Consider the following 19,413-nt stretch of genomic DNA (forward strand, 5'->3'; position numbering starts at 1 on the left):
TGATGGAAACTTGAGATAAAAAAGCTATAGTAAAAGAAAAAAGCCAAATACGTACTGTCTAATAAAGAATAGACAATTCGAATTTGGCTTTTTTTCATCCCCGAACAGCTTGCATTAAATTTTCTCTGGATATATCAAAATGAGACGCATGCCATGCAACTTCTCCATTATTCACATATAACACTTGTGGTGATTCGTGTTTAATATCAAACACCTCAGAAATTTGCTCTGATAATTCACGAGCTTCTTGTATATGCACAATATACAGTGGAATTTCTGTTTGATCTGCAAATTCTTGATACACGTCATATGCATTCGCACTAATTGGACATGTTAAACTATGCTTTAAAATCATGCACGTTTTGTTAGTTTCTATGAGGTTTTCTATCGCCTGTTTTGTATATAATTGCTTTACCATTGGTATGATCTATCCTTTCTATTGCTATTTATTGAACGAAATTATTTTTGAGACTTCATGTTTTCTCTTATTCAAGTAAGAAAACCGGGCTTATATGAAAGCCCGGTAATTTTTATAGGTTATTATTTTTTTCTTCTTTTTCAATCTCTTCAGCAGCTTCTTCGATTGCTTGTGCCACTTCTTCCGCAGCTTTTTCCGGGTCATCTTTGCGGTTCATTCTATCTTGAATTGAAGCTGTTTTTTCTTTTACTTTCCCTTGAAGCTCCTGAGATTTTTCAGAAACTGATTTAGAGATTTGATCAGACTGCTCTTTTGCATAGTCCTTAAATTCACTGCTCTTTTCATACGCTACATCTTTCCAATCATTCGCACGTTCTTTCACATAGTGTGCACCCTGATTTAAGTCACCACGAAGTTCTTTCCCTGATTTTGGAGCGAAAATAAGTGCTAGAGAAGCACCGACGATTCCTCCGATTAAAGATCCGATTAAAAAGTCCTTACTATTAATGTTTTGATTTTGATTTTGCTCTTCTTGATTTGTCATTTTGCATTCCTCCATTTAATTTAGTTTATTTATTTTTATTCTTTTTAAACATTTCCATTACAACTGTTCCCCACTTCACAGCTTGAGCAGTTGAATCTCTATGCTCATAACTTAACTGGTTAACAGATTGTGACACATTTCGAATGGATCCAGTAAAATCATTCACAGCATCACCAATATTTTTCACACCATCAACAAGGGTGTTGAGTCTTGTAGTCTTATCATTGATGTCTTCTGCTAATCTGTTGGTTTTGTTTAACAATGCAGTGGTTTCAACTGTGATGCCTTCCATTTGCTTTTCTAAACCTTCTAATGTATCAGCGACATTAGACATTGTACGTTGTGTTTCTTTTAAAACTTTCACAACAAAAATTACAAGTACTGCAAAAGCAATTGCTGCAATTATAGCTGCAATATAAACTAAATTCACCATATATCTTTTCAACTCCTCTACATATGTAAATAATATTATACTAATTACTAATATTGTTTTACCCTACTGTTTTTATTTTAAACCATTTTCTCTAATTATACTATCGATCCGAATTATCCTTTTCATACTTAAGCACTATCAATTGCTAAATAAACCCTCTTGTCACCACCTATAGTAAATACAAAAATATCTCATATCTACGTTAATATGTATTTAAAAAATTTATTTTATACAATCTTTCCGCACAAAAAAAGAAGGAATATTAGTTTCCCTTCTTTTCCTACTTACTTCTTTATAAGCTTTTCATATTCTCTTTGATATTTCTGTATATCTCCAGCCCCCATAAAAATTAACACAGCTTCTTTATGGGCAAGCAATATTTCCGTATTTTCTATAAGTAATAATTCACTACCATTTATTAAGTTCTGTAAATCCTCTACAGTTAAAGAAGCATCAGCCTCTCTAGCAGAACCAAATATATCACAGAGGTAGACATGATCAGCTAAAGACAAACTTTCACCAAATTCCTTTAAAAAGGTTTTTGTACGACTAAATGTATGTGGTTGAAAGATTGCAATAACCTCTTTGCCTGGATATTTCTTTCTGGCAGCTTCTATTGTGACTTCTATCTCCTTCGGATGATGGGCATAGTCATCAATAAGAATTTGATTGTTAACTTTTGTTTCTGAAAATCTTCTTTTAACCCCTTGAAAGGAGATCATTTTTTTAATATCATTCGCATTCATGTTCTCATAATGACAAATTGCAATAACAGATAAAGCATTTAATACGCTGTGATTTCCATAAGAACTAATTTCAAAAGTATCATAAAAATTATGACGAACAAATACATCAAAAGACGTACCATTCTTCGTCTCCACTATATTTTTAGCCTGAAAATCATTATTCTCTTCTATTCCATAATACACAACAGGCACCTTAGCTTGAATTTCTTGTAAGTATTCATCATCGCCGCAAGCAACGATACCTTTTTGCACATTATCGGCCATTTCTTGAAAAGCACTAAATACATCATTTGCATCTTTAAAATAGTCCGGATGATCAAAATCTATATTTGTCATAATCGCATAGTCTGGTTTATAGGCTAAAAAATGCCTGCGATATTCACATGCTTCAAACACAAAGTATTGACTATCTTCATTACCTGCACCTGTACCATCTCCAATAAGATAGGAAATAGGAAAGGTTTCATTTAACACATGTGACAATAAACCAGTGGTCGATGTTTTGCCGTGAGCACCCGTAACTGCAATACTTGTATATTGTTTCATCCATTCGCCGAGAAATTCATGATATCTGTAATATGGTAATCCTAATTTTTTTGCTTCCAAAATTTCTTGGTGATCATCCTTAAATGCGTTCCCTGCAATAATAATTAAATCCTTATGAATATTTTCGCGTGAAAAAGGATAAATCGAAATGTCCTTTTCTTCTAAAGGCTTTTGTGTAAAGAAATATTTATCAACATCCGAACCTTGGACCGTTTCTCCTGAATCATGTAATATTTGCGCTAAAGCACTCATTCCAGTTCCTTTTATACCAATAAAATGGTAAATCGCCATAATGCGAACCCCCAAAAGTGTAAATTAATCTTCACTAATTGTTAATAAATTAGCATGATTTTCTTCTTGTAATTTATCGTATTCCACTTTCTTAAATCGTGTATTTGGATTTTATTTCCGCCCTACTTTAGTTTCAGCTTGCCCATTTAAAATAACATTATCTCCGGTAAAAGCAATTTGTATTTTTAATAAATCTCTATCAATATGATACATATCTAAAGATAAGTCTTTTACTTCAATATCTTTTATTTCAAACTCCTTAAAAACAACCCATGCGATAATTTTTACCGAGTTCTATCCTTCCACATCAATAGCCCTTCGTATAGCAAAACTTAATTCTGGGTACAACTTCTATCGATGCAAAGCTATTCATAACTTGTGCCTTACTGATATAGTATTTACACACCATATTTTTAGATGTATCTAAACGTACCCCTTTTAATACTTTTCCAAACTTTCTGGCTAACCACAATGAACTTCTAATCACACCATTAATATGATTAATGAGTAATAGGAGGTCATTATTTGGAAAAACATGATGGTCAGCTTTTGTAGGCCCCAAACCATCTCCTTTAAAGATTTATGTGGAATGGTACCTAGACCACCAGCAGTCATAACATGTTTACTTTTCAGGTAGATCCATTAATATAAGCAGCATAGCCTTCATCAGCTTACTGTGTAGAATGAGTATCTCGAGCACTAATTAAAAATAATGGCTTCTTTTATCCGATACCCGTAAAACTTTTACCACATTATATACATTTATAGAGACAGAAGTTCGCCGAGCAAGAATTCTATCAACAACACCTTCTAAAAAATTAAATGCTTGATAGGAACCTGCGATGATTAATCACATTTCAACTAGATTGGAATTATCTCCATCTTTTAAAGCTTGAACTTCTCATTTTTCTAGGTTCCAAGTCAAAGAATCAATAAGTACGATTGTTTAATCTATTCCCTATAATACTGCACATTATTTTGATAAATTTTCATTGATATTCGGTTGTTAGGATTTTTTTGCTATTTACTTCATCTTCAAGAAATAAACCTCTGAAAACCAACATTCACTTAAATGTTTATAAATTTAAACTTACGGTTTGTTACTTACTCAATTTCTCCATTTCTCCATTCATTTTCTAACGGACAAAATTTTTCTTTGATTTTTAAATAGATAACTTTAATCAATAATAGAGCTACTGCTTTAGAAGCTCCTTTTAATATAATAATAGGGAAGTATATCCTATTTTATAGTATAAGAACTATCCACTTTCTACAAGTTAAAATTTATTGATATGCCTTTTTAATCTATTTTGGAAGCAATTTATTGCTGAAAATCGCTCTCATAAACAAGAACTTCTCTTGGTTTACTTCCATTTTGACCCGTGATTATTCCGTTGTCTTCCATCATATCGATCAACCTTGCAGCACGATTATAGCCAACTTTAAAACGACGTTGTAATAAAGAAGCGCTGGCACTATTTTGTTCTAAAACAAATGCAATTGCTTCTTCATATAGCTCATCCGTATTTTCCTCTACCTCTATTTTCTGTAGTAACTGCGACTGTTCAAATAAGTATTCAGGTGGGGCTATTTTCTTAGCATAAGCAGTGATCCGTTCAATCTCATCATCTGATACGAATGCACCTTGAATTCTTTGAAGCGTACTGGTCCCGTTTTCCATTAATAACATGTCACCTTTACCAAGTAATTTTTCAGCACCACTGCTATCTAGAATGGTTCTAGAATCTACCTGTGAGGAAACACTAAACGCAATACGTGTTGGAATATTTGCTTTAATAAGTCCAGTTATAACATCCACTGATGGTCGCTGAGTTGCTAATAATAAGTGAATGCCGCATGCTCTTGCTTTTTGTGCGATGCGACAGATGGCATCCTCCACGTCCTGTGGTGACATCATCATTAAATCTGCCAACTCATCAATAACAATCACAAGATAAGGCATTTTTTCATCCACACGTCCTGAACTTATCATTTTTTGATTATAACGCTCTATATCTCGTGTACCTTCTTCTACGAATTTTTGATAACGATCTTCCATTTCATTTACAGCCCATTTTAGCGCTTTAGTAGCAGCTTTAATATCTGTAATAACAGGTGAAACTAGATGTGGTAAATCGTTATAAGGTGTTAACTCGACCATTTTGGGGTCAATTAATAAAAATTTTACATCTTTGTGATTTGCTTTATATAATAAGCTTATTAAAATGGTATTGATACAAACACTTTTTCCAGATCCAGTTGCACCTGCAATTAAACCATGAGGCATTTTCTTAAGATCTGTGATAATTGGATTACCTGCAATATCAAGACCTAAAGCTACAGTTAATGGTGAGAGCTCATCAGTAAATATATCCTCTTCTAAGATTTGCTGTAATAATACTGGCTCAGAAGACGGATTAGGTACTTCTATTCCTATGCGGTGCTTTCCAGGAATAGGAGCCTCCATTCGAATATCCTTCGCTGCTAAACTTAATTTAATATCATCACTTAAATTTTTAATTTTACTTACTTTCACACCAGGCTCTGGTTCAATTTCAAACCTCGTGACTGATGGTCCTTTTAAAGCATCGACTACTGTAGCATTTACATTAAAATGTTTTAAAGTAGTTGTTAACAACTCTATTTGGTGTTGAACCCACCCATCGTTCATGTCCCCATTTTTCACCTGATCATTTAATAAGTGAAGAGGAATCTTCTGTTCTTTTTCTACTTTCTCTGTTACTGGAAACGATTCATCTCTTACTGGTTGCTTGATCGTTTCTTCTTTTTTAAGCTCAAACATATTCTTCTTATCTCGGGGAGTCATCCGCACATTCGAGATACCTGTATTTTTCTTTCTATCAGTAACTGAGGAAGCTGTTGGGTTTTGTCTAGAAGTTAATTTTTCTTGATTCCTTTTATCCATCTCTTTATTTCTAGTTGTAATTTTATTGTTTTTTGTAATAGGGGCTTCATAGCCAGAATTTTTATTTACCGTTTGTTTTAATAATGGTTTATTGTTCTTTTCTTCGGATTGAATGATTTCTTCAATTGTGGTATTTTCCTTTTTTAGATTTTCTGTATCTTTTAATTCTATTTTATTTCGCATAAAAGCTGGCGTCTCTATAGATTCTTTCTTGTTTTCTTTCTTCAATCTATCCCGGAAACCATGTATAGGGGACGGCACCTCAGAAGCCCGAAATGGAATATTCCTGTTTGTCTGTGGAGATTTCTCTTCCTGCTCTTTATAATCAGATTGGTTTATAGGCGAGAATCTGTGCGGATTAAAATCTGTGCTTATATTTTCCTGCCAAACACGCCGATCTTTTCTTATATGTTTTGCGTCCTTTTTTCTAGCTGCATTATCACTCCGTGAGCTGTTTTTAGGATATACATATTGCATTCTTGTTTCTACTGTATTCCTAAGTTTTTTTTCCGGGCGAACAGAACTATTGTCATTTAATTGATTTCTCTCCGGTTCATCAAATATTCGATTCATTTTTGTTTTTAAGTCTTTCCACATATTTCACACTTCCATTCAACCTTTGGTTTATAGAAAAAATACTTTTTTGCATTTTTTAATATTTAAGCATATATGTACTTACTCGAACTCTGAAAATTTTATTTTAAAAATAGTATCATTATTTGTATTTTTCGATAAAAAAAGTTAGATTCTAAAGGCAACTATACCACATTTTCATATAAAATAGCTTTGCAATTTGAGGAGTTGATCCAAATAAAAAGCAGAAAAATCTTTGTCATGTGACAAAGATTCTTAGAAAAGAAAAGTCTCTCCAGCTTTTTTGTTTTCATCTAATACATAAATACCTTTTTCTTTTGGAGCATTTGGTATGCCCAATTCTTTTTGTGAACAAATCATACCATTTGAATCAACTCCACGAAGCTGAGTTGGTTTAATTTCCATTCCACTCGGCATAATTGCCCCAACTCTTGCTACTACAACCTTTTGGCCTACATCCACATTCGGTGCACCACATACGATTTGTAGAGTTTCGTCCCCAACGTCCACTTGACAAACACGTAATTTATCCGCGTTTTCATGCGCATCTATTGACTCTACAAAACCTACAACGAACTTAGGTCTAAGATCAACGTCTAACGATTCATTTAGTTCATTTTCGCTAAAAACTTCTTCTATTCTTGTAAGAAAATTTTCTGTTAATTCGTTTTTACCTGTTTCTAAATCTTTAAAATAATGGGAAGCGTTAAATATATTATATCCAACTACTTCATTAGTTCCTTTGTCCATTATTTTTACTACATCCTGATGGGCTTGAAACTTAACTTCATCTCGATCAATAATTTTAATAGGAATTAATAATACATCACCAATTCCTTTTTGATTATAAAATACATGCATTATCCATACTTCCTCTCGCTATTTTTTCGGTTTGTTTTTTGCCAAAATAAAAACAGGTTCTAATTTTTTCTCATCATAAATAAATGGTAAAGATGTAATTGGTACTCTGCCTTCAGCGAAAAATTTCATTGTCATCTGTGCTAAAATATCATATCCAGTTTCATTTTTTATATCAGCTAAGATCAACACATCCTGATGAGGTACAGCAACAGCTAATTCTCCACTAGTGTTTACCAGCATTTCATCTAGGAAGGTTTCGTTCAAAATTCTACTGGCGTCATAACCATCTTGACTTGCTACAAAATAAAAATCATTTTCAGCTACTATATCTTTTTTTGGCTCGATCTTTAGCGATCGAACGTTAAACATAGCCACTTCTTTTAGTCGCTCTTTTGACCAATCATTTTCTTCCAACATTTTATCATCAATTAATTGATAGCTCGCACCAGTATCGATTGCATAATAGATATTGGTTTCAGCGGTGTGTTTGGTGAATATCAATTTATTACCTGCTTTTGATTTCTTTGGAAAAGAAGTAGCTCGAATCACTGGAAATATCTTCGTTTCATTTCCTGTTAAGTGATATTTCTCTGTCATCATTTTTAGAGATTCAGTAACATGATATACAAGTTCGTCTATTGCTTTTTCACCACGTTCCTCGTACTTACCAATTACATTAGGTAATTTAATTGCCACTCCTTGTTGAGTTGCATTCCACTCCACTCTATAACTGTCATTTTCACGATTAAAAGATGTTCGGTATTCTTTATTCGAAAAACGCTCGTCTAATATCTTTTTTAGTTTTATACTTGTCATTTTCATAAAAAAATCCTCCTTTGCGGAAGAAAACAACTATTCTTCATTTTATCATGAATCCATCAAAATTAAAAATAATTAGGCATTCTTTTCATTGTTGGAAAAACTTATATTAAATGTGTTTGATCTTCAAAGAAATTATACTATTTAAAAAGGTATTATCATTATATAAATAAAAGATTAGCGTACTCTCATCAAAAGTAAGCACGCTAATCTTTTATTATTTGGATAAACTATCTATAAACTTTTCAATTTCTTCTTGTGACTTAAATGCTTTACTTACAAATCTACCTGTTTCTTCGCCTTTATCATAAGCTAAGAAACTGGGGATACCAAAAATATCATGTGAAATACAGATATCTATAAATTGATCACGATCCACATAGACAAATGTATAAGCATTATATTTCTTCTCTATTTCAGGGAGCACTGGTTCTATTGCTCTGCAATCTGGACACCAATTTGCTGAGAACAAGAATATAATATCGTGTTCTTGTTTAAGTTGATTAAATTCTTCCTCTGATTTTAAATAGTCCATCTTTTTATCCCTCCTGTGCGGTAGAATAGCATTAATTGTCAGTATATGCTATTGAATTAGCCATTTGCATCATCTCTAAAGCATCATTTTCTAAACGATTTTTTTCACTTATTGTCGTAATTTTAACTCCTCCAACACCTATTTCTAGCTGATATTCTTTTTCTTCTAATTGAGCAATTTTTATATAGCCAAATCGCTCATCATCTGAAAAAGATGTCAATAACAGAGGTGATTCCATTTGAGAAGCTGCCTCAAAGTTTAATCGAGAAGTCGCAGTCTCTAAAGCGTTATAAAACAGGATATAGGTTTGATTCTCTTTTTTTAATATCAAATTGCTTATCGATTCTTCTTCAACTTCAAATTCAGCTGGTAGGAAAAGAGAAAAATTTTCTGCTTCATAATTTGTCTCTAGTTGTTCCTCTAAAAATACCTCTTCTGTATCCGTCTCTATCTCTTGTATGACTTCCTCAAAGGGCTTAATACTCTCGAATGTCATATATATGACAAATAAAACGAGTATGATAACTACTGGAACACCAATTTTATTCTGCATTGTCTTTAAGCCTCCTGGCGATTCATTCCCCTTATACTCCCAGTATATATTTTATCTTTCTAATGCTTTTGATGCAAGTATAACTTTCTAAAATAGATCTTTTTGCCCATAAAATAGATATTGGCCATATGCTAGTTTTATGACGTGTTCAAACATATCCTTGCGCTTTACTATGTTATTCGTGAATATCCCAATTGCACCAGCATGGTGCCGAATGTTCTTTTCTTTGGTGAATTCATCCATAATATCCCCTAATTCTTTTCCTTCATGTAATTTTTCAGCAATAAATTCAGGTAGAGGTATTCTTGCGCCACTCGCGACAAAAAGTTTTTTTTCACCAGCATATATTGCTCCCCAGTTTATCAAAAAGGTTTGCTTTTCTATTTCCATTATCCCACCTTCAAGACCAATACCTAACGAGCCTGGTTTATATTCATAGCTTGCTATTGCGCGATTAATTGCTCCTTTTTTAGTTTCCAAGTCTGATATAGGTTGAGAGCTTACATTAGATTCCGTTTTTATACTTTCTACTTTATCAGATGGAAAAACTTCTGAAACAGCAGCAACTTTTGCCTTATTTGTAGATCCAATGATGATATCCATCTTCATCCATCCTTTTCACTATTTTCGAATCGATTGAAGGGTCGACTGATCTGTATTTTTAACAAGCTCTGTTATCAAATGCTTTGCTGCTGCATAATCATCTATATGAATGATCGAAGCGTGGGTGTGAATATATCTTGAACAAATTCCTACCACTGCAGAAGGTACCCCTTGATTAGAAATGTGAACTCGTCCAGCGTCTGTTCCTCCCTGTGAGATAAAGTATTGATATGGAATATTATTCGATTCTGCAGTATCTAATAAAAATTCTTTCATTCCATGATCTGTAATCATAGAGCGATCAAAGATACGAAGAAGAGCTCCTTTACCTAATTGTCCAAATTCATTTTTATCACCAGACATATCGTTAGCAGGTGAAGCGTCTAACGCATAAAAAATATCAGGCTCAATCATATTAGCAGCTACTTGAGCCCCTCTTAATCCTACTTCTTCTTGTACGGTTGCACCAGAATATAGTTGATTAGGTAATGTCTCATTTTGCAATTCCTTTAAGAGTTCTATAGCTAATCCACAACCATAGCGATTATCCCATGCTTTTGCCAATATTTTTTTCTCATTAGCCATCGGTGTAAAAGGCGAAACTGGAATTATCGAATCCCCGGGTCGAATGCCCATTTTAAGTACATCTTCTTTATCATCAGCACCAACATCAATTAACATATTTTTTTGTTCCATCGGTTTTTTACGTTGTGCCTCTGTCAAATTATGAGGAGGAATAGAACCAATAACTCCAATGATAGAATCTTTTTTTGTTTTAATTTCAACACGTTGTGATAATAATACTTGTGACCACCAACCTCCTAAAGGTTGAAATCGAAGCATGCCATTTTCAGTTATTTGCGTTACCATAAAAGCAACTTCATCCATATGACCTGCAACCATCACTTTTGGTCCTTTTCCTTTTTTCACACCAAAAACTCCACCTAGACGGTCTTCTATCATTTCATCAGCATATTTATTTAATTCTTGTTTCATAAAATCACGTACTTTTGACTCGTCTCCTGGTGCTCCAGGTAGCTCGGTTAAAGTCTTGAATAAAGCTAATGTTTCTTGATTCATGTAAATATCCTCCTGTTTTATTCAATCTTATTTTCTATTTTACCTATATTTCGCTATACTATAAAGGAAAAGATGTTATTATATAAAGAGAAAATATAATAGCTAAGAAAGTTGTAAATTATGTTAATGGGGTGAAATAATGAAATACAATAAAGTAATTCTAGCTGCAGGTCTTGGTGTTATTGCTGGTTTTCTTATCAGCGAATATGCAGATAAAGACACATTAGTGAAGCCAGAAAAAGCACTTAAAAATGCTCGAGAACTCTTTAAAAAGCAAGGTCCCGTAAGTGGTTCATGGATCTATATGAAAGCAGAAAAAATTAATCGTCATGGATTAGAATATCTGGTATATCGTGGGGGAATCACAAAACATTCAACAGATTCTCAAGAAAGCATAGAATTTTATCTTGATGCAAAGTCAGGTACCATCTTAGAAGTTAAAAAAACAGCATAACCATATAGAGTTAATTTCATACTGTTTATAAGGCGATACATAGTTAAATAAAAAGCGTAGTCCTTTAGAATGGCACTTGTAATAACAAGTATCTTCTTTAAGACTACGCTCTATTTTTATTTTAAATTTAACTTATTTCCTACTATTAAGAACTTAATGCCCTCATACAAATCGTGCAACACATCTATAAATAGGCTGTCCTTTAGCTGAAAACTTTTCTTCATACTCTGTCATGACATTTGTAGAATCTTCTATTTCATGTAAATCTAACGTTACTTCTTCAAGCACCATGCCAAAATTAGAAAAGCTAACCAATGAATACTCAAATAAAGATTGGTTATCTGTTTTAAGCGTCACTTTACCATTTTCTTTTAAAATAGTTTTATACTGCTCTAAAAAGGTAGAGTAAGTTAATCTTCTCTTTTCATGACGGTTTTTAGGCCATGGATCCGAAAAATTCAAATAAATGTGGTCTATTTCATTTTCCGAAAACATTTCTCTTAAATCTTTTGCGTCTTCATTTATTAATTTCACATTATTTACATCTTCATCTTTTACTTTTTGGACGGCACTGACAATAATACTTTTTACTACTTCTATTCCGACGAAGTTAACGTTTGGGTATTGCTTTGCCATTCCGCATATAAATTGCCCTTTTCCTGTTCCAATTTCTAAATGGATGGGTTGAGCTTCTGAAAAATTATCTTTCCAACGCTTATGCTTTGAAACTGGTTCCAATTCGACAATATGTTTATTTTCTTTCAGATAATCATCTGCCCATGGTTTATGACGTGTTCGCATAACTAAACTCCTTTTACTGTTATAGAATGAAATAGAAGAACTGCCCTAAACAGTTCTTCTAAAATAGATAAATGTATTAAATGATTCGTTATTTTTTCTCTTAAATTACTTAGGATTTCAACTATATATTAACGTCTGAATCAATATGCGCTAATAACTGTTTAATTTCCATTCTTTGAGAGTATGCTTCTTCCATTCTGTTACGTTTTTGATACCAAATATAATTGTCAACGGCAGCTATTAATAGATACCAATACATTCTTCTAATAAGTTGTGGAGATTTTTCCATTCCATAATGGTCCAACCAATCTTCCCATTCGCTCATCGGAATATAAGAATGCAAAATTCTTCCAATATCCATTGCAGGATCCCCTACACGAGCATTATCCCAATCAATCAAATAAAGTTCACCATTATTAGAAAGCATCCAATTATGGTGATCTAGATCGCAATGACATACTACTTGCTTCTCACAAACCATTTCAGAAACATGCTGCTCTAAGTATTTTGAAGCTTGATATATTTCTATAGGAGTATAGCTGTTCGTATGTTCAGCAATCTTATTTTTTGTTTTAAATAATAAATGTGATGCCTGAATAGGTCTTCTATCTATTCGTAAAAGCATATCTAGCAATTCAGTAGAGTGATGGATTTTACTTAACAGTTTCGCCACCTCTGGGTGCTGCATTTCTTCAGGATTAAGCGCTTTTCCATCTAACCATTGTTGTGCTGTTACTACATCACCATTTTCTAAGCGTTTTGTCCATACTAGCTTAGGAACAATACCTTGGGCGGACAGTACTGCTAAAAATGGTGAGGAATTTCGTTTTAAAAATAATTGCTTTTGTTCCGACTGCGCATAATAAGCAGCCCCAGTCGAACCGCCTGCAGGTATTATTTTCCAGTCATCACCTAAAATGTGTTCCACAGCTGTCACCCTCTAACTTTTAATCTTGATGATTGATTCCGTTCATTATCTTTTTTAGAGAATTCTATAAATCTATAAAAAAAGAATCGTACTAATAGATTAACTTAAAATAGGGTTATATTTCAAGAGAAAATTTGTTTTATTTAAAATTAAAATGTTTCTGTTTGATCCTGTTGGTCCCACTCTGGTCTTTTCATGGCTTTCGTTTCTACATATCTAAGGATATAATCCGCCACTTTAAGTTGTCGATGCTTTAACGGTGAAGAGATACTTCTTTTCTCCATTAACCAACGATCATGACTATCTATATCTATATATTTAGTTTGATAGGGTTCTGCACCAAATTCAATTTTATTTTTACGGGTTAACACAACTTTTGTGACCGGAAAGTCTAAATCGTGTTTTTTGAAAATACTTTTTAGTATTTTTTCTGTTCTCTTCAATGAGAGCAAAGGACTAAAGATTTTTGATTGAATCTGATTTTCTTCTTTATACCAAGTTCGATCATCACCAGCAATTAGTAGTTGGTTATCCTCCCATTCAAATACACGAATAATCTCTATTCCTAGTGGACTTATTAATATAATATCAGCTTCCATCGGGCTATTTTTTAAATCAAAAACTGGATTATACATTAATAAAAAGGTGTCCGGAAATCGCTGTAAGAAGTATTTTAATAATGGTTCTTGATAATAGGTTCTATCCAGAAATGACATTTCACTTATCGTCGTTGAGGCCCACTTTAATTGAAACGGCAATAAAGTATCTAAAAAATACTGTTTTAACTCTTCTTCTGTTTGCGGTAGAACATCTTCTTCCGTCACTTTCTCTTCTTCAATTTCTTCTCTTTTTTTAAAGAAGGAGCGCCAGTTAAAAAAATTATTTTCTGCTGTTTCCTCTTCCATATTATCGGTCTCTAAAAACTGTTGATTTTGAAATTCCCAAGCACTTTTTAATCTCTTCCAATTTTCCTGCTTTAATCTCGTAAATTGACTTGGATAGTGGTATATATCCTTTTCATATCTAGAAATATAATTTTCTAATTTTATTAGTTGAACCAAGATGTCACCTCATTTAAATTCCACCATTTTAGTAATTTCATATTTTGGTGTGGAATTAGGATTTATTTTAAACAACGCAATTTTATTGATTTCAATATTTTTAATCTCTTTGTTATTATTAACGGCTATTTCTATGGATTCTTTAGCGTTCTCCGTTGAAGCCCATTTTTTTGCAAGCGTAATATGAGGAGAATAGCTTCGTTTTTCCGTTTTTTTATTCACTATTTCTACTATGTTATTTACTTCTTCATATATATTTATTAACTCTTGCTTTTTTTCTACATCAATCCAAATCACTCTTGGTTTTTCTTTATTTCCAAAATACCGAAGTTGGCCAATAGTTATAGGGAAGGCTTCAAAAGCTTTGAACCGTTCCATTTCTTTTACTACCATAACCACTTCCCTTTTAGCAAGGGAACCAAAAAAATGAAGCGTAATATGGAAATCCTCTTCATGCGGCCATACTTTATATAGGAGCGATTTGTTATGATAAAGATTTGATTGAATTCTTTTCAGCCATTCTTTTGTTTTAGAATCTAAAGAAATGGCTATAAAATAATGTGCATCCATATAAATTCACCTACTTTATAATTGATAATCTGATTTACTTGAGAATTGGATTATTAATTATCTGTAAATTTAGATTTATATTCTAGCCTAATTGGTTTAAAAGGTGTAAAATGGAAGTATCAACTGGATATTTTGCTTCATCAATTGTTCTTCGATAAATAAGAAGGAGTGATTTTTTGAGTCAATCAACCACCCGTATGTTAACTCGCGCCAAAGCAGTCTATCTTTTTATAAAAGAAAATGATGGTGCGACGACTCGCGAGATAGCAGAAGAATTTGGAATTACCGATCGAACCGTTCAGCGAGACTTACATTTACTCGCCTATAATGGACTCGTTAATAGCCCAAACCGCGGAGAGTGGAAAATCACCGAAAAGAAAGTAAGGATATCTTGATATAGACAAAGAAGCAAACTTAACCATTAAAAATCGCAGCTGAATTTTACTAATCAAAATAGAAAATAATTTGAACACGATACGAGTTTGGTATCGTGTTTTCTTTCCGCTATTTTTTTCAAAACTCATCCATTGTTTATGTTTAAAATTGCTTTTTCCTGCTCAGTTAACCTGCGATAATGACCTAACTCTAAATTATCATCCAATTTTAACTTACCCATTCCTAGCCTTTTTAAATAGATAACTTTTTTATCTACAGCTTCAAACATCCGTTTAACTTGATGGAATTTCCCTTCTGTAATAGCTATTTCTATCGAGGACACCTCACCACTTTCTAAGATGTTTAAATCAGCTGGCTTTGTAATATACCCTTCACCAATATTAACTCCTGTTTTAAAAGCCTCCACATCTTTCTCCGTAACAACTCCGTCAATTTTAGCAAAATATTTCTTTTTTATATTTTTTTTCGGAGATAATAATTGATGTGCGAGCGGTCCATCATTCGTAAGTAATAACAGACCTTCTGTATCCTTATCTAATCTCCCTACCGGAAAAGGTGATAATACTTTATCTTCTTCCTGCAATAAATCTACTACAGTTTTATCATGGTTATCCTTTGTTGCTGTAACATAACCTCCAGGCTTATGCATCATTAAATAAATATAGGGTTCATATTCTACTTTTTCCTGATCAAGAAGTACCTCATCTTTATTTGGATCAATTTGTGTATCGACTTTTTTATTTACGTGATTATTTATTCTCACGCGCCCCTTTTTAATAAAAGATTTCACATCTTTTCTACTTCCCAAGCCCATATTGCTTAAAAATTTATCTAACCGCATGTACTTCACCCACTTACTTTCTAATAAATACTATCTTCTAAAGATTCGATCTAAAAAGCCTATTTTTCTATCCACCACGCGTTCAAATAAGGTAGAAGCATACCCTAACCATAAATACGTCATACCCCCGATACCAACTCCTAAAAGCAGGTAGGTTAACGCATGTAATCTACTTTCATCATAACTTATCCAGAAGCCTAATACCCATTTAACGATAACAATAACGAGTGCCATAAAGCTAGTGAAAATCAGCATCAGTATTCCTCTTTTAATCGTTTGTTTATAAGAGAAATTTATAGATGATTTGATTTTCCATAAATTTAAGCTTACTGCTACTAGCGTGCCAAGCATAGTCGCGATTATTGCACCATTTGCACCAAACGTTTGAATAAATAAAGTATTAAATAATATTTTCAAGAGAATTCCGGCAGATAAACTAATTAATGTGAATCGTTGCTTTTCTATTCCTTGTAATATGGCTGCACTTACTGTAAATAAAGCAAAAAACAATGCTACAGGTGCGTACCACGTTAGTAATGGTCCAGAAATAGCAATAGTTTCTAAACCAAATAATGCACCATATGCAGGATATGAAAGTAACATTAACCCTACAATAGCAGGCAGCACAAAAAATAAAATAATTTGAAATGCTTGATTAATTTGTTGTGTAAGCTGCGTTTTGTTACTTATGTTAAAAGATTTTGTTATTTCTGGTACCAGTGCAAGGGAAAGACCAGTAGCTACCGTTACTGGAATAATAACTAATTTATGTCCTTGCATATTAAAGCTAGAATAAGCAATTTCCCAAATGTCACCTAATCCAACTGATGCCATCGCATGACTATACGTAAATTGGTCAATAATTTGATACAACGGAATAGCAATTCCAACTAACACAAAAGGTCCTGCATAACTTAAAAGCTCCTTAAATAATGTCTTAGTCGGGATGTACTCTTTTCTTTTTTGCTGCTCAATTTTTTCATTAATATATTGTTTTCTTTGTTTCCAATAGATACCTAAGACAATCCACGACGCGATACCGCCGATAAATGCAGAGAATGTAGCAAATCCTACAGCTGTTGTAATAGAACCATCTAAAAGGACCACAATAATAAAAACCGCAACTAATAAAAAAATGATACGCGCAATTTGCTCAACAACTTGGGAAATGGCAGTAGGACCCATTGATTGATTACCTTGAAAAAAACCACGTACAACAGCCATTCCGGGTATAATTAATAAGGAAAAGCTAACCATCTGTATCACTTGTTTCGCATCAAGTATTGAAAAATTTTTATTTGATTCAGCAATAGTCCATCTAGCAATCGTCTCTGCTCCAAAAAACATAATCAGAAATGCTAAAAAACCTGTACAAAACATTAATATTATTCCTGATTGAAACATTCGTTTACTCGTATAATAATCATCAATCGCATTATATTTCGATACAAATTTTGAAACAGCGAGTGGTATTCCTATAGTTGATATACTTAAAAATATTGTATAAGGTACATAGGCAAAGGAATATAGCGCCATTCCTTCTTCTTTTACTATATTTTCAAAAGGAATGACATAAAGCATTCCTAGTAATTTTGATAAAAAACTTGCACCTGTTAACAACAGGGTTCCTCGTAAAATATTTGCTGACATAGTTCCACCTAAATTCTTCATTTTATGTAACGTTCTTATTTTACCATAATATTGTTTTTTATGATGTTTTTCGAGGGAAGATAACATGAAAATAGTCGATTTATAGAGGAAGATTCTATATAATTAACTTTACGTTTAAATTTCTTGTTTCAATAGAAAGGAAGATCAGTTTGCAATTTGATGTAACTGTTATTGGTGGAGGTCCTGCGGGTTTGATGTCAGCTATTTCTGCTGCCGAGCAAGGTGCCAAAACCTTACTGATAGATAAAGGAAATAAGCTCGGGAAAAAGTTAGCAATATCCGGTGGGGGGAGATGTAATGTTACTAACCGTCTTCCTGAATCAGAAATAATAAAGCATATTCCTGGAAATGGTAAATTTCTTTATAGTGCATTTTCTATTTTTAATAATTACGATATTATTGATTTTTTTGAAGAAATGGGAGTAAAACTAAAAGAAGAAGATCATGGACGAATGTTTCCAGCTAGTAATAAAGCACAGGATGTGGTAGAAGCGCTTATTAATAAACTACAACAATTAAATGTAACGATAAGATTAAATGAGCCAGTTGCAGCGATAAACTATGGTGAGACTAATCATGAGATCATACTGAAATCATCGGATAGAATAAAATCCACAGCCATTGTATTGGCTGTTGGTGGAAAAGCGGTCCCACATACCGGGTCTACTGGTGATGGTTATAAGTGGGCGAAAAAAGCTGGGCACACTATTACCACGCTATATCCAACTGAAGTTCCTTTAAAGTCCAATGAAAAGTTTATTAAAGAAAAAGAATTACAGGGGTTATCTCTAAGAGATGCTTCACTTAGCGTATTAAATCAGAAGAACAAAAAAATAATCACCCATCGAATGGACATGATTTTCACACATTTCGGAATTTCTGGCCCTGCAGTTTTAAGATGTTCGCAGTACGTTGTAAAAGAATTTTTAGCGGGTAATGACGCAGTGAAAGTAGAAATTGATACAATACCAGATAAAAAAGAAAACGAGCTATATGACCTTTATTTAAAGCATATTAATGATCAACCTAAAAAAGCTATTAAAAATATTTTAAAAGGAATTATTCCAGAGCGATACCTTCATTTCCTTTTAGAAAAGAATGAGATTGATATTCATACTAATGCTGCAAATTTATCTTTACAGGCATTTAGAAGCTTTATTCATGACCTTAAGCATTTCTCATTTTACGTGCATGGAAATCTTCCAATTGAAAAAGCATTTGTAACTGGTGGCGGCGTTTCGACCAAAGAAATTGTTCCAACGTCCATGCAATCCAAAATAATGCCTCGTTTATACTTCTGTGGGGAAATAATTGATATTCATGGATATACAGGCGGATATAATATCACTGCAGCAATGGTAACTGGTAGAGTTAGTGGAATGAATGCTGCCTGGGAAGCACTTTATAAATAAATAGAAATACACAAAAAAATCCTTAATCAAAAAATGATTAAGGATTTTTTTATTTGCCTGGCAACGTCCTACTCTCGCAGGGGCGCAAGCCCCAACTACCATGGGCGCTGAAGAGCTTAACTACTGTGTTCGGCATGGGAACAGGTGTGACCTCTTCGCTATTGCTACCAGACTATGTATATTGAAGGAATATACCTTCAAAACTAGATAAGGTGTATGACAATCAAACATTTTGTGTTTAGTTAAGTCCTCGATCGATTAGTATTCGTCAGCTACACGTGTCGCCACGCTTCCACCTCGAACCTATCTACCTCATCGTCTCTGAGGGAT

Annotated in this window: 20 protein-coding genes and 2 rRNA genes; 3 read left to right on the forward strand and 19 right to left on the reverse strand. The window is 33.2% G+C overall.

The features are described from left to right. Positions 1-94 precede the first annotated feature (94 nt). From ytxJ to DFR57_RS17610, 11 genes are all read right to left on the reverse strand, one after another. Positions 95-418, reverse strand: coding sequence for a bacillithiol system redox-active protein YtxJ (ytxJ, locus tag DFR57_RS17555; protein ID WP_114354527.1), 324 nt, complete (start codon positions 416-418; stop codon positions 95-97). Positions 419-530: 112 nt separating this feature from the next. Further along, positions 531-962 carry a YtxH domain-containing protein gene (locus DFR57_RS17560; protein WP_114354528.1) on the reverse strand — a complete coding sequence of 144 codons (432 nt, stop codon included), beginning with the start codon at positions 960-962 and terminating at the stop codon, positions 531-533. A gap of 25 nt (positions 963-987) precedes the next feature. Then, entirely contained in the window at positions 988-1,395 is a 408-nt protein-coding gene (locus DFR57_RS17565; protein WP_114354529.1) for a DUF948 domain-containing protein, read from the reverse strand. 284 nt (positions 1,396-1,679) lie between these two features. Further along, positions 1,680-2,978, reverse strand: a complete 1,299-nt coding sequence (murC, locus tag DFR57_RS17570) for a UDP-N-acetylmuramate--L-alanine ligase (protein WP_114354530.1) — start codon at positions 2,976-2,978, stop codon at positions 1,680-1,682. Between the two features lie 1,321 nt (positions 2,979-4,299). Further along, positions 4,300-6,501 (reverse strand): DNA translocase FtsK, encoded by a 2,202-nt coding sequence (locus DFR57_RS17580; RefSeq protein WP_114354532.1) that lies wholly within the window; start codon positions 6,499-6,501, stop codon positions 4,300-4,302. Positions 6,502-6,753: 252 nt separating this feature from the next. Continuing rightward, positions 6,754-7,359, reverse strand: coding sequence for a YtpR family tRNA-binding protein (gene ytpR / locus DFR57_RS17585; RefSeq protein WP_114354533.1), 606 nt, complete (start codon positions 7,357-7,359; stop codon positions 6,754-6,756). Between the two features lie 18 nt (positions 7,360-7,377). Continuing rightward, positions 7,378-8,181 carry a DUF1444 domain-containing protein gene (locus tag DFR57_RS17590; protein ID WP_114354534.1) on the reverse strand — a complete coding sequence of 268 codons (804 nt, stop codon included), beginning with the start codon at positions 8,179-8,181 and terminating at the stop codon, positions 7,378-7,380. Between the two features lie 214 nt (positions 8,182-8,395). Beyond that, a complete protein-coding gene (locus DFR57_RS17595) occupies positions 8,396-8,713 on the reverse strand; it encodes a thioredoxin family protein (RefSeq protein ID WP_114354535.1) in 318 nt (105 codons plus the stop codon). A 31-nt stretch (positions 8,714-8,744) separates the two neighbouring features. Then, the gene (locus DFR57_RS17600) at positions 8,745-9,266 is read right to left on the reverse strand and encodes a hypothetical protein (protein WP_114354536.1); all 522 of its coding nucleotides are present in this window, start codon (positions 9,264-9,266) and stop codon (positions 8,745-8,747) included. An 87-nt stretch (positions 9,267-9,353) separates the two neighbouring features. Next, complete coding sequence (locus DFR57_RS17605; RefSeq protein ID WP_114354537.1) at positions 9,354-9,869, reverse strand: DUF84 family protein; 516 nt, start codon at positions 9,867-9,869, stop codon at positions 9,354-9,356. Between the two features lie 18 nt (positions 9,870-9,887). Then, positions 9,888-10,949, reverse strand: coding sequence for a M42 family metallopeptidase (locus DFR57_RS17610; RefSeq protein WP_114354538.1), 1,062 nt, complete (start codon positions 10,947-10,949; stop codon positions 9,888-9,890). 139 nt (positions 10,950-11,088) lie between these two features. Between DFR57_RS17610 and DFR57_RS17615 the strand changes: the two genes are divergently transcribed. Beyond that, a complete protein-coding gene (locus tag DFR57_RS17615; RefSeq protein WP_114354539.1) occupies positions 11,089-11,403 on the forward strand; it encodes a PepSY domain-containing protein in 315 nt (104 codons plus the stop codon). A gap of 162 nt (positions 11,404-11,565) precedes the next feature. Here the strand turns inward: DFR57_RS17615 and trmB are convergent, their stop codons facing one another. From trmB to thpR, 4 genes are all read right to left on the reverse strand, one after another. After that, positions 11,566-12,204, reverse strand: coding sequence for a tRNA (guanosine(46)-N7)-methyltransferase TrmB (trmB, locus tag DFR57_RS17620; RefSeq protein WP_114354540.1), 639 nt, complete (start codon positions 12,202-12,204; stop codon positions 11,566-11,568). A gap of 121 nt (positions 12,205-12,325) precedes the next feature. Then, positions 12,326-13,132: a phosphotransferase family protein gene (locus tag DFR57_RS17625; protein ID WP_114354541.1), complete on the reverse strand. Its 807-nt coding sequence runs from the start codon at positions 13,130-13,132 to the stop codon at positions 12,326-12,328. Between the two features lie 149 nt (positions 13,133-13,281). Then, positions 13,282-14,193, reverse strand: coding sequence for a nuclease-related domain-containing protein (locus DFR57_RS17630; protein WP_114354542.1), 912 nt, complete (start codon positions 14,191-14,193; stop codon positions 13,282-13,284). A gap of 9 nt (positions 14,194-14,202) precedes the next feature. Further along, positions 14,203-14,763, reverse strand: a complete 561-nt coding sequence (thpR, locus tag DFR57_RS17635) for an RNA 2',3'-cyclic phosphodiesterase (protein ID WP_114354543.1) — start codon at positions 14,761-14,763, stop codon at positions 14,203-14,205. A gap of 176 nt (positions 14,764-14,939) precedes the next feature. On the opposite strand from thpR, the gene DFR57_RS17640 reads away from it, so the two are divergent. Next, on the forward strand, positions 14,940-15,158 hold the full coding sequence (locus tag DFR57_RS17640) for a helix-turn-helix domain-containing protein (RefSeq protein WP_114354544.1): 219 nt from the start codon (positions 14,940-14,942) through the stop codon (positions 15,156-15,158). A gap of 125 nt (positions 15,159-15,283) precedes the next feature. Here DFR57_RS17640 and DFR57_RS17645 read toward each other — a convergent pair whose 3' ends face one another. Together DFR57_RS17645 and DFR57_RS17650 are read right to left on the reverse strand one after the other, a co-directional pair. Continuing rightward, positions 15,284-16,000, reverse strand: coding sequence for a pseudouridine synthase (locus tag DFR57_RS17645; RefSeq protein ID WP_114354545.1), 717 nt, complete (start codon positions 15,998-16,000; stop codon positions 15,284-15,286). A gap of 30 nt (positions 16,001-16,030) precedes the next feature. Next, on the reverse strand, positions 16,031-17,650 hold the full coding sequence (locus DFR57_RS17650; protein WP_114354546.1) for a putative polysaccharide biosynthesis protein: 1,620 nt from the start codon (positions 17,648-17,650) through the stop codon (positions 16,031-16,033). Between the two features lie 170 nt (positions 17,651-17,820). On the opposite strand from DFR57_RS17650, the gene DFR57_RS17655 reads away from it, so the two are divergent. Continuing rightward, positions 17,821-19,083, forward strand: coding sequence for a BaiN/RdsA family NAD(P)/FAD-dependent oxidoreductase (locus DFR57_RS17655; protein ID WP_114354547.1), 1,263 nt, complete (start codon positions 17,821-17,823; stop codon positions 19,081-19,083). Positions 19,084-19,138: 55 nt separating this feature from the next. Here DFR57_RS17655 and rrf read toward each other — a convergent pair. Both rrf and DFR57_RS17665 read right to left on the reverse strand, forming a co-directional pair. Next, positions 19,139-19,255 (reverse strand): 5S ribosomal RNA (rrf, locus tag DFR57_RS17660). Between the two features lie 66 nt (positions 19,256-19,321). Further along, positions 19,322-19,413, reverse strand: a 23S ribosomal RNA gene (locus tag DFR57_RS17665); the annotation flags it as partial.

Origin of the sequence: Saliterribacillus persicus (assembly GCF_003337485.1) — a bacterium.
Classification (GTDB): Bacteria; Bacillota; Bacilli; order Bacillales; family Amphibacillaceae; genus Saliterribacillus; species Saliterribacillus persicus.

Bases quoted from the DNA above. Each gene is read 5' to 3' on its own strand.
- DFR57_RS17560 (WP_114354528.1), bottom strand. From the start codon at position 962: ATGACAAATCAAGAAGAGCAAAATCAAAATCAAAACATTAATAGTAAG.
- DFR57_RS17600 (WP_114354536.1), bottom strand. From the start codon at position 9,266: ATGCAGAATAAAATTGGTGTTCCAGTAGTTATCATACTCGTTTTATTT.
- DFR57_RS17645 (WP_114354545.1), bottom strand. From the start codon at position 16,000: ATGCGGTTAGATAAATTTTTAAGCAATATGGGCTTGGGAAGTAGAAAA.
- DFR57_RS17580 (WP_114354532.1), bottom strand. From the start codon at position 6,501: ATGTGGAAAGACTTAAAAACAAAAATGAATCGAATATTTGATGAACCG.
- DFR57_RS17590 (WP_114354534.1), bottom strand. From the start codon at position 8,181: ATGAAAATGACAAGTATAAAACTAAAAAAGATATTAGACGAGCGTTTT.
- trmB (WP_114354540.1), bottom strand. From the start codon at position 12,204: ATGCGAACACGTCATAAACCATGGGCAGATGATTATCTGAAAGAAAAT.
- DFR57_RS17565 (WP_114354529.1), bottom strand. From the start codon at position 1,395: ATGGTGAATTTAGTTTATATTGCAGCTATAATTGCAGCAATTGCTTTT.
- thpR (WP_114354543.1), bottom strand. From the start codon at position 14,763: ATGGATGCACATTATTTTATAGCCATTTCTTTAGATTCTAAAACAAAA.
- DFR57_RS17650 (WP_114354546.1), bottom strand. From the start codon at position 17,650: ATGTCAGCAAATATTTTACGAGGAACCCTGTTGTTAACAGGTGCAAGT.
- DFR57_RS17605 (WP_114354537.1), bottom strand. From the start codon at position 9,869: ATGGATATCATCATTGGATCTACAAATAAGGCAAAAGTTGCTGCTGTT.
- DFR57_RS17610 (WP_114354538.1), bottom strand. From the start codon at position 10,949: ATGAATCAAGAAACATTAGCTTTATTCAAGACTTTAACCGAGCTACCT.
- ytxJ (WP_114354527.1), bottom strand. From the start codon at position 418: ATGGTAAAGCAATTATATACAAAACAGGCGATAGAAAACCTCATAGAA.
- DFR57_RS17615 (WP_114354539.1), top strand. From the start codon at position 11,089: ATGAAATACAATAAAGTAATTCTAGCTGCAGGTCTTGGTGTTATTGCT.
- ytpR (WP_114354533.1), bottom strand. From the start codon at position 7,359: ATGCATGTATTTTATAATCAAAAAGGAATTGGTGATGTATTATTAATT.
- DFR57_RS17595 (WP_114354535.1), bottom strand. From the start codon at position 8,713: ATGGACTATTTAAAATCAGAGGAAGAATTTAATCAACTTAAACAAGAA.
- murC (WP_114354530.1), bottom strand. From the start codon at position 2,978: ATGGCGATTTACCATTTTATTGGTATAAAAGGAACTGGAATGAGTGCT.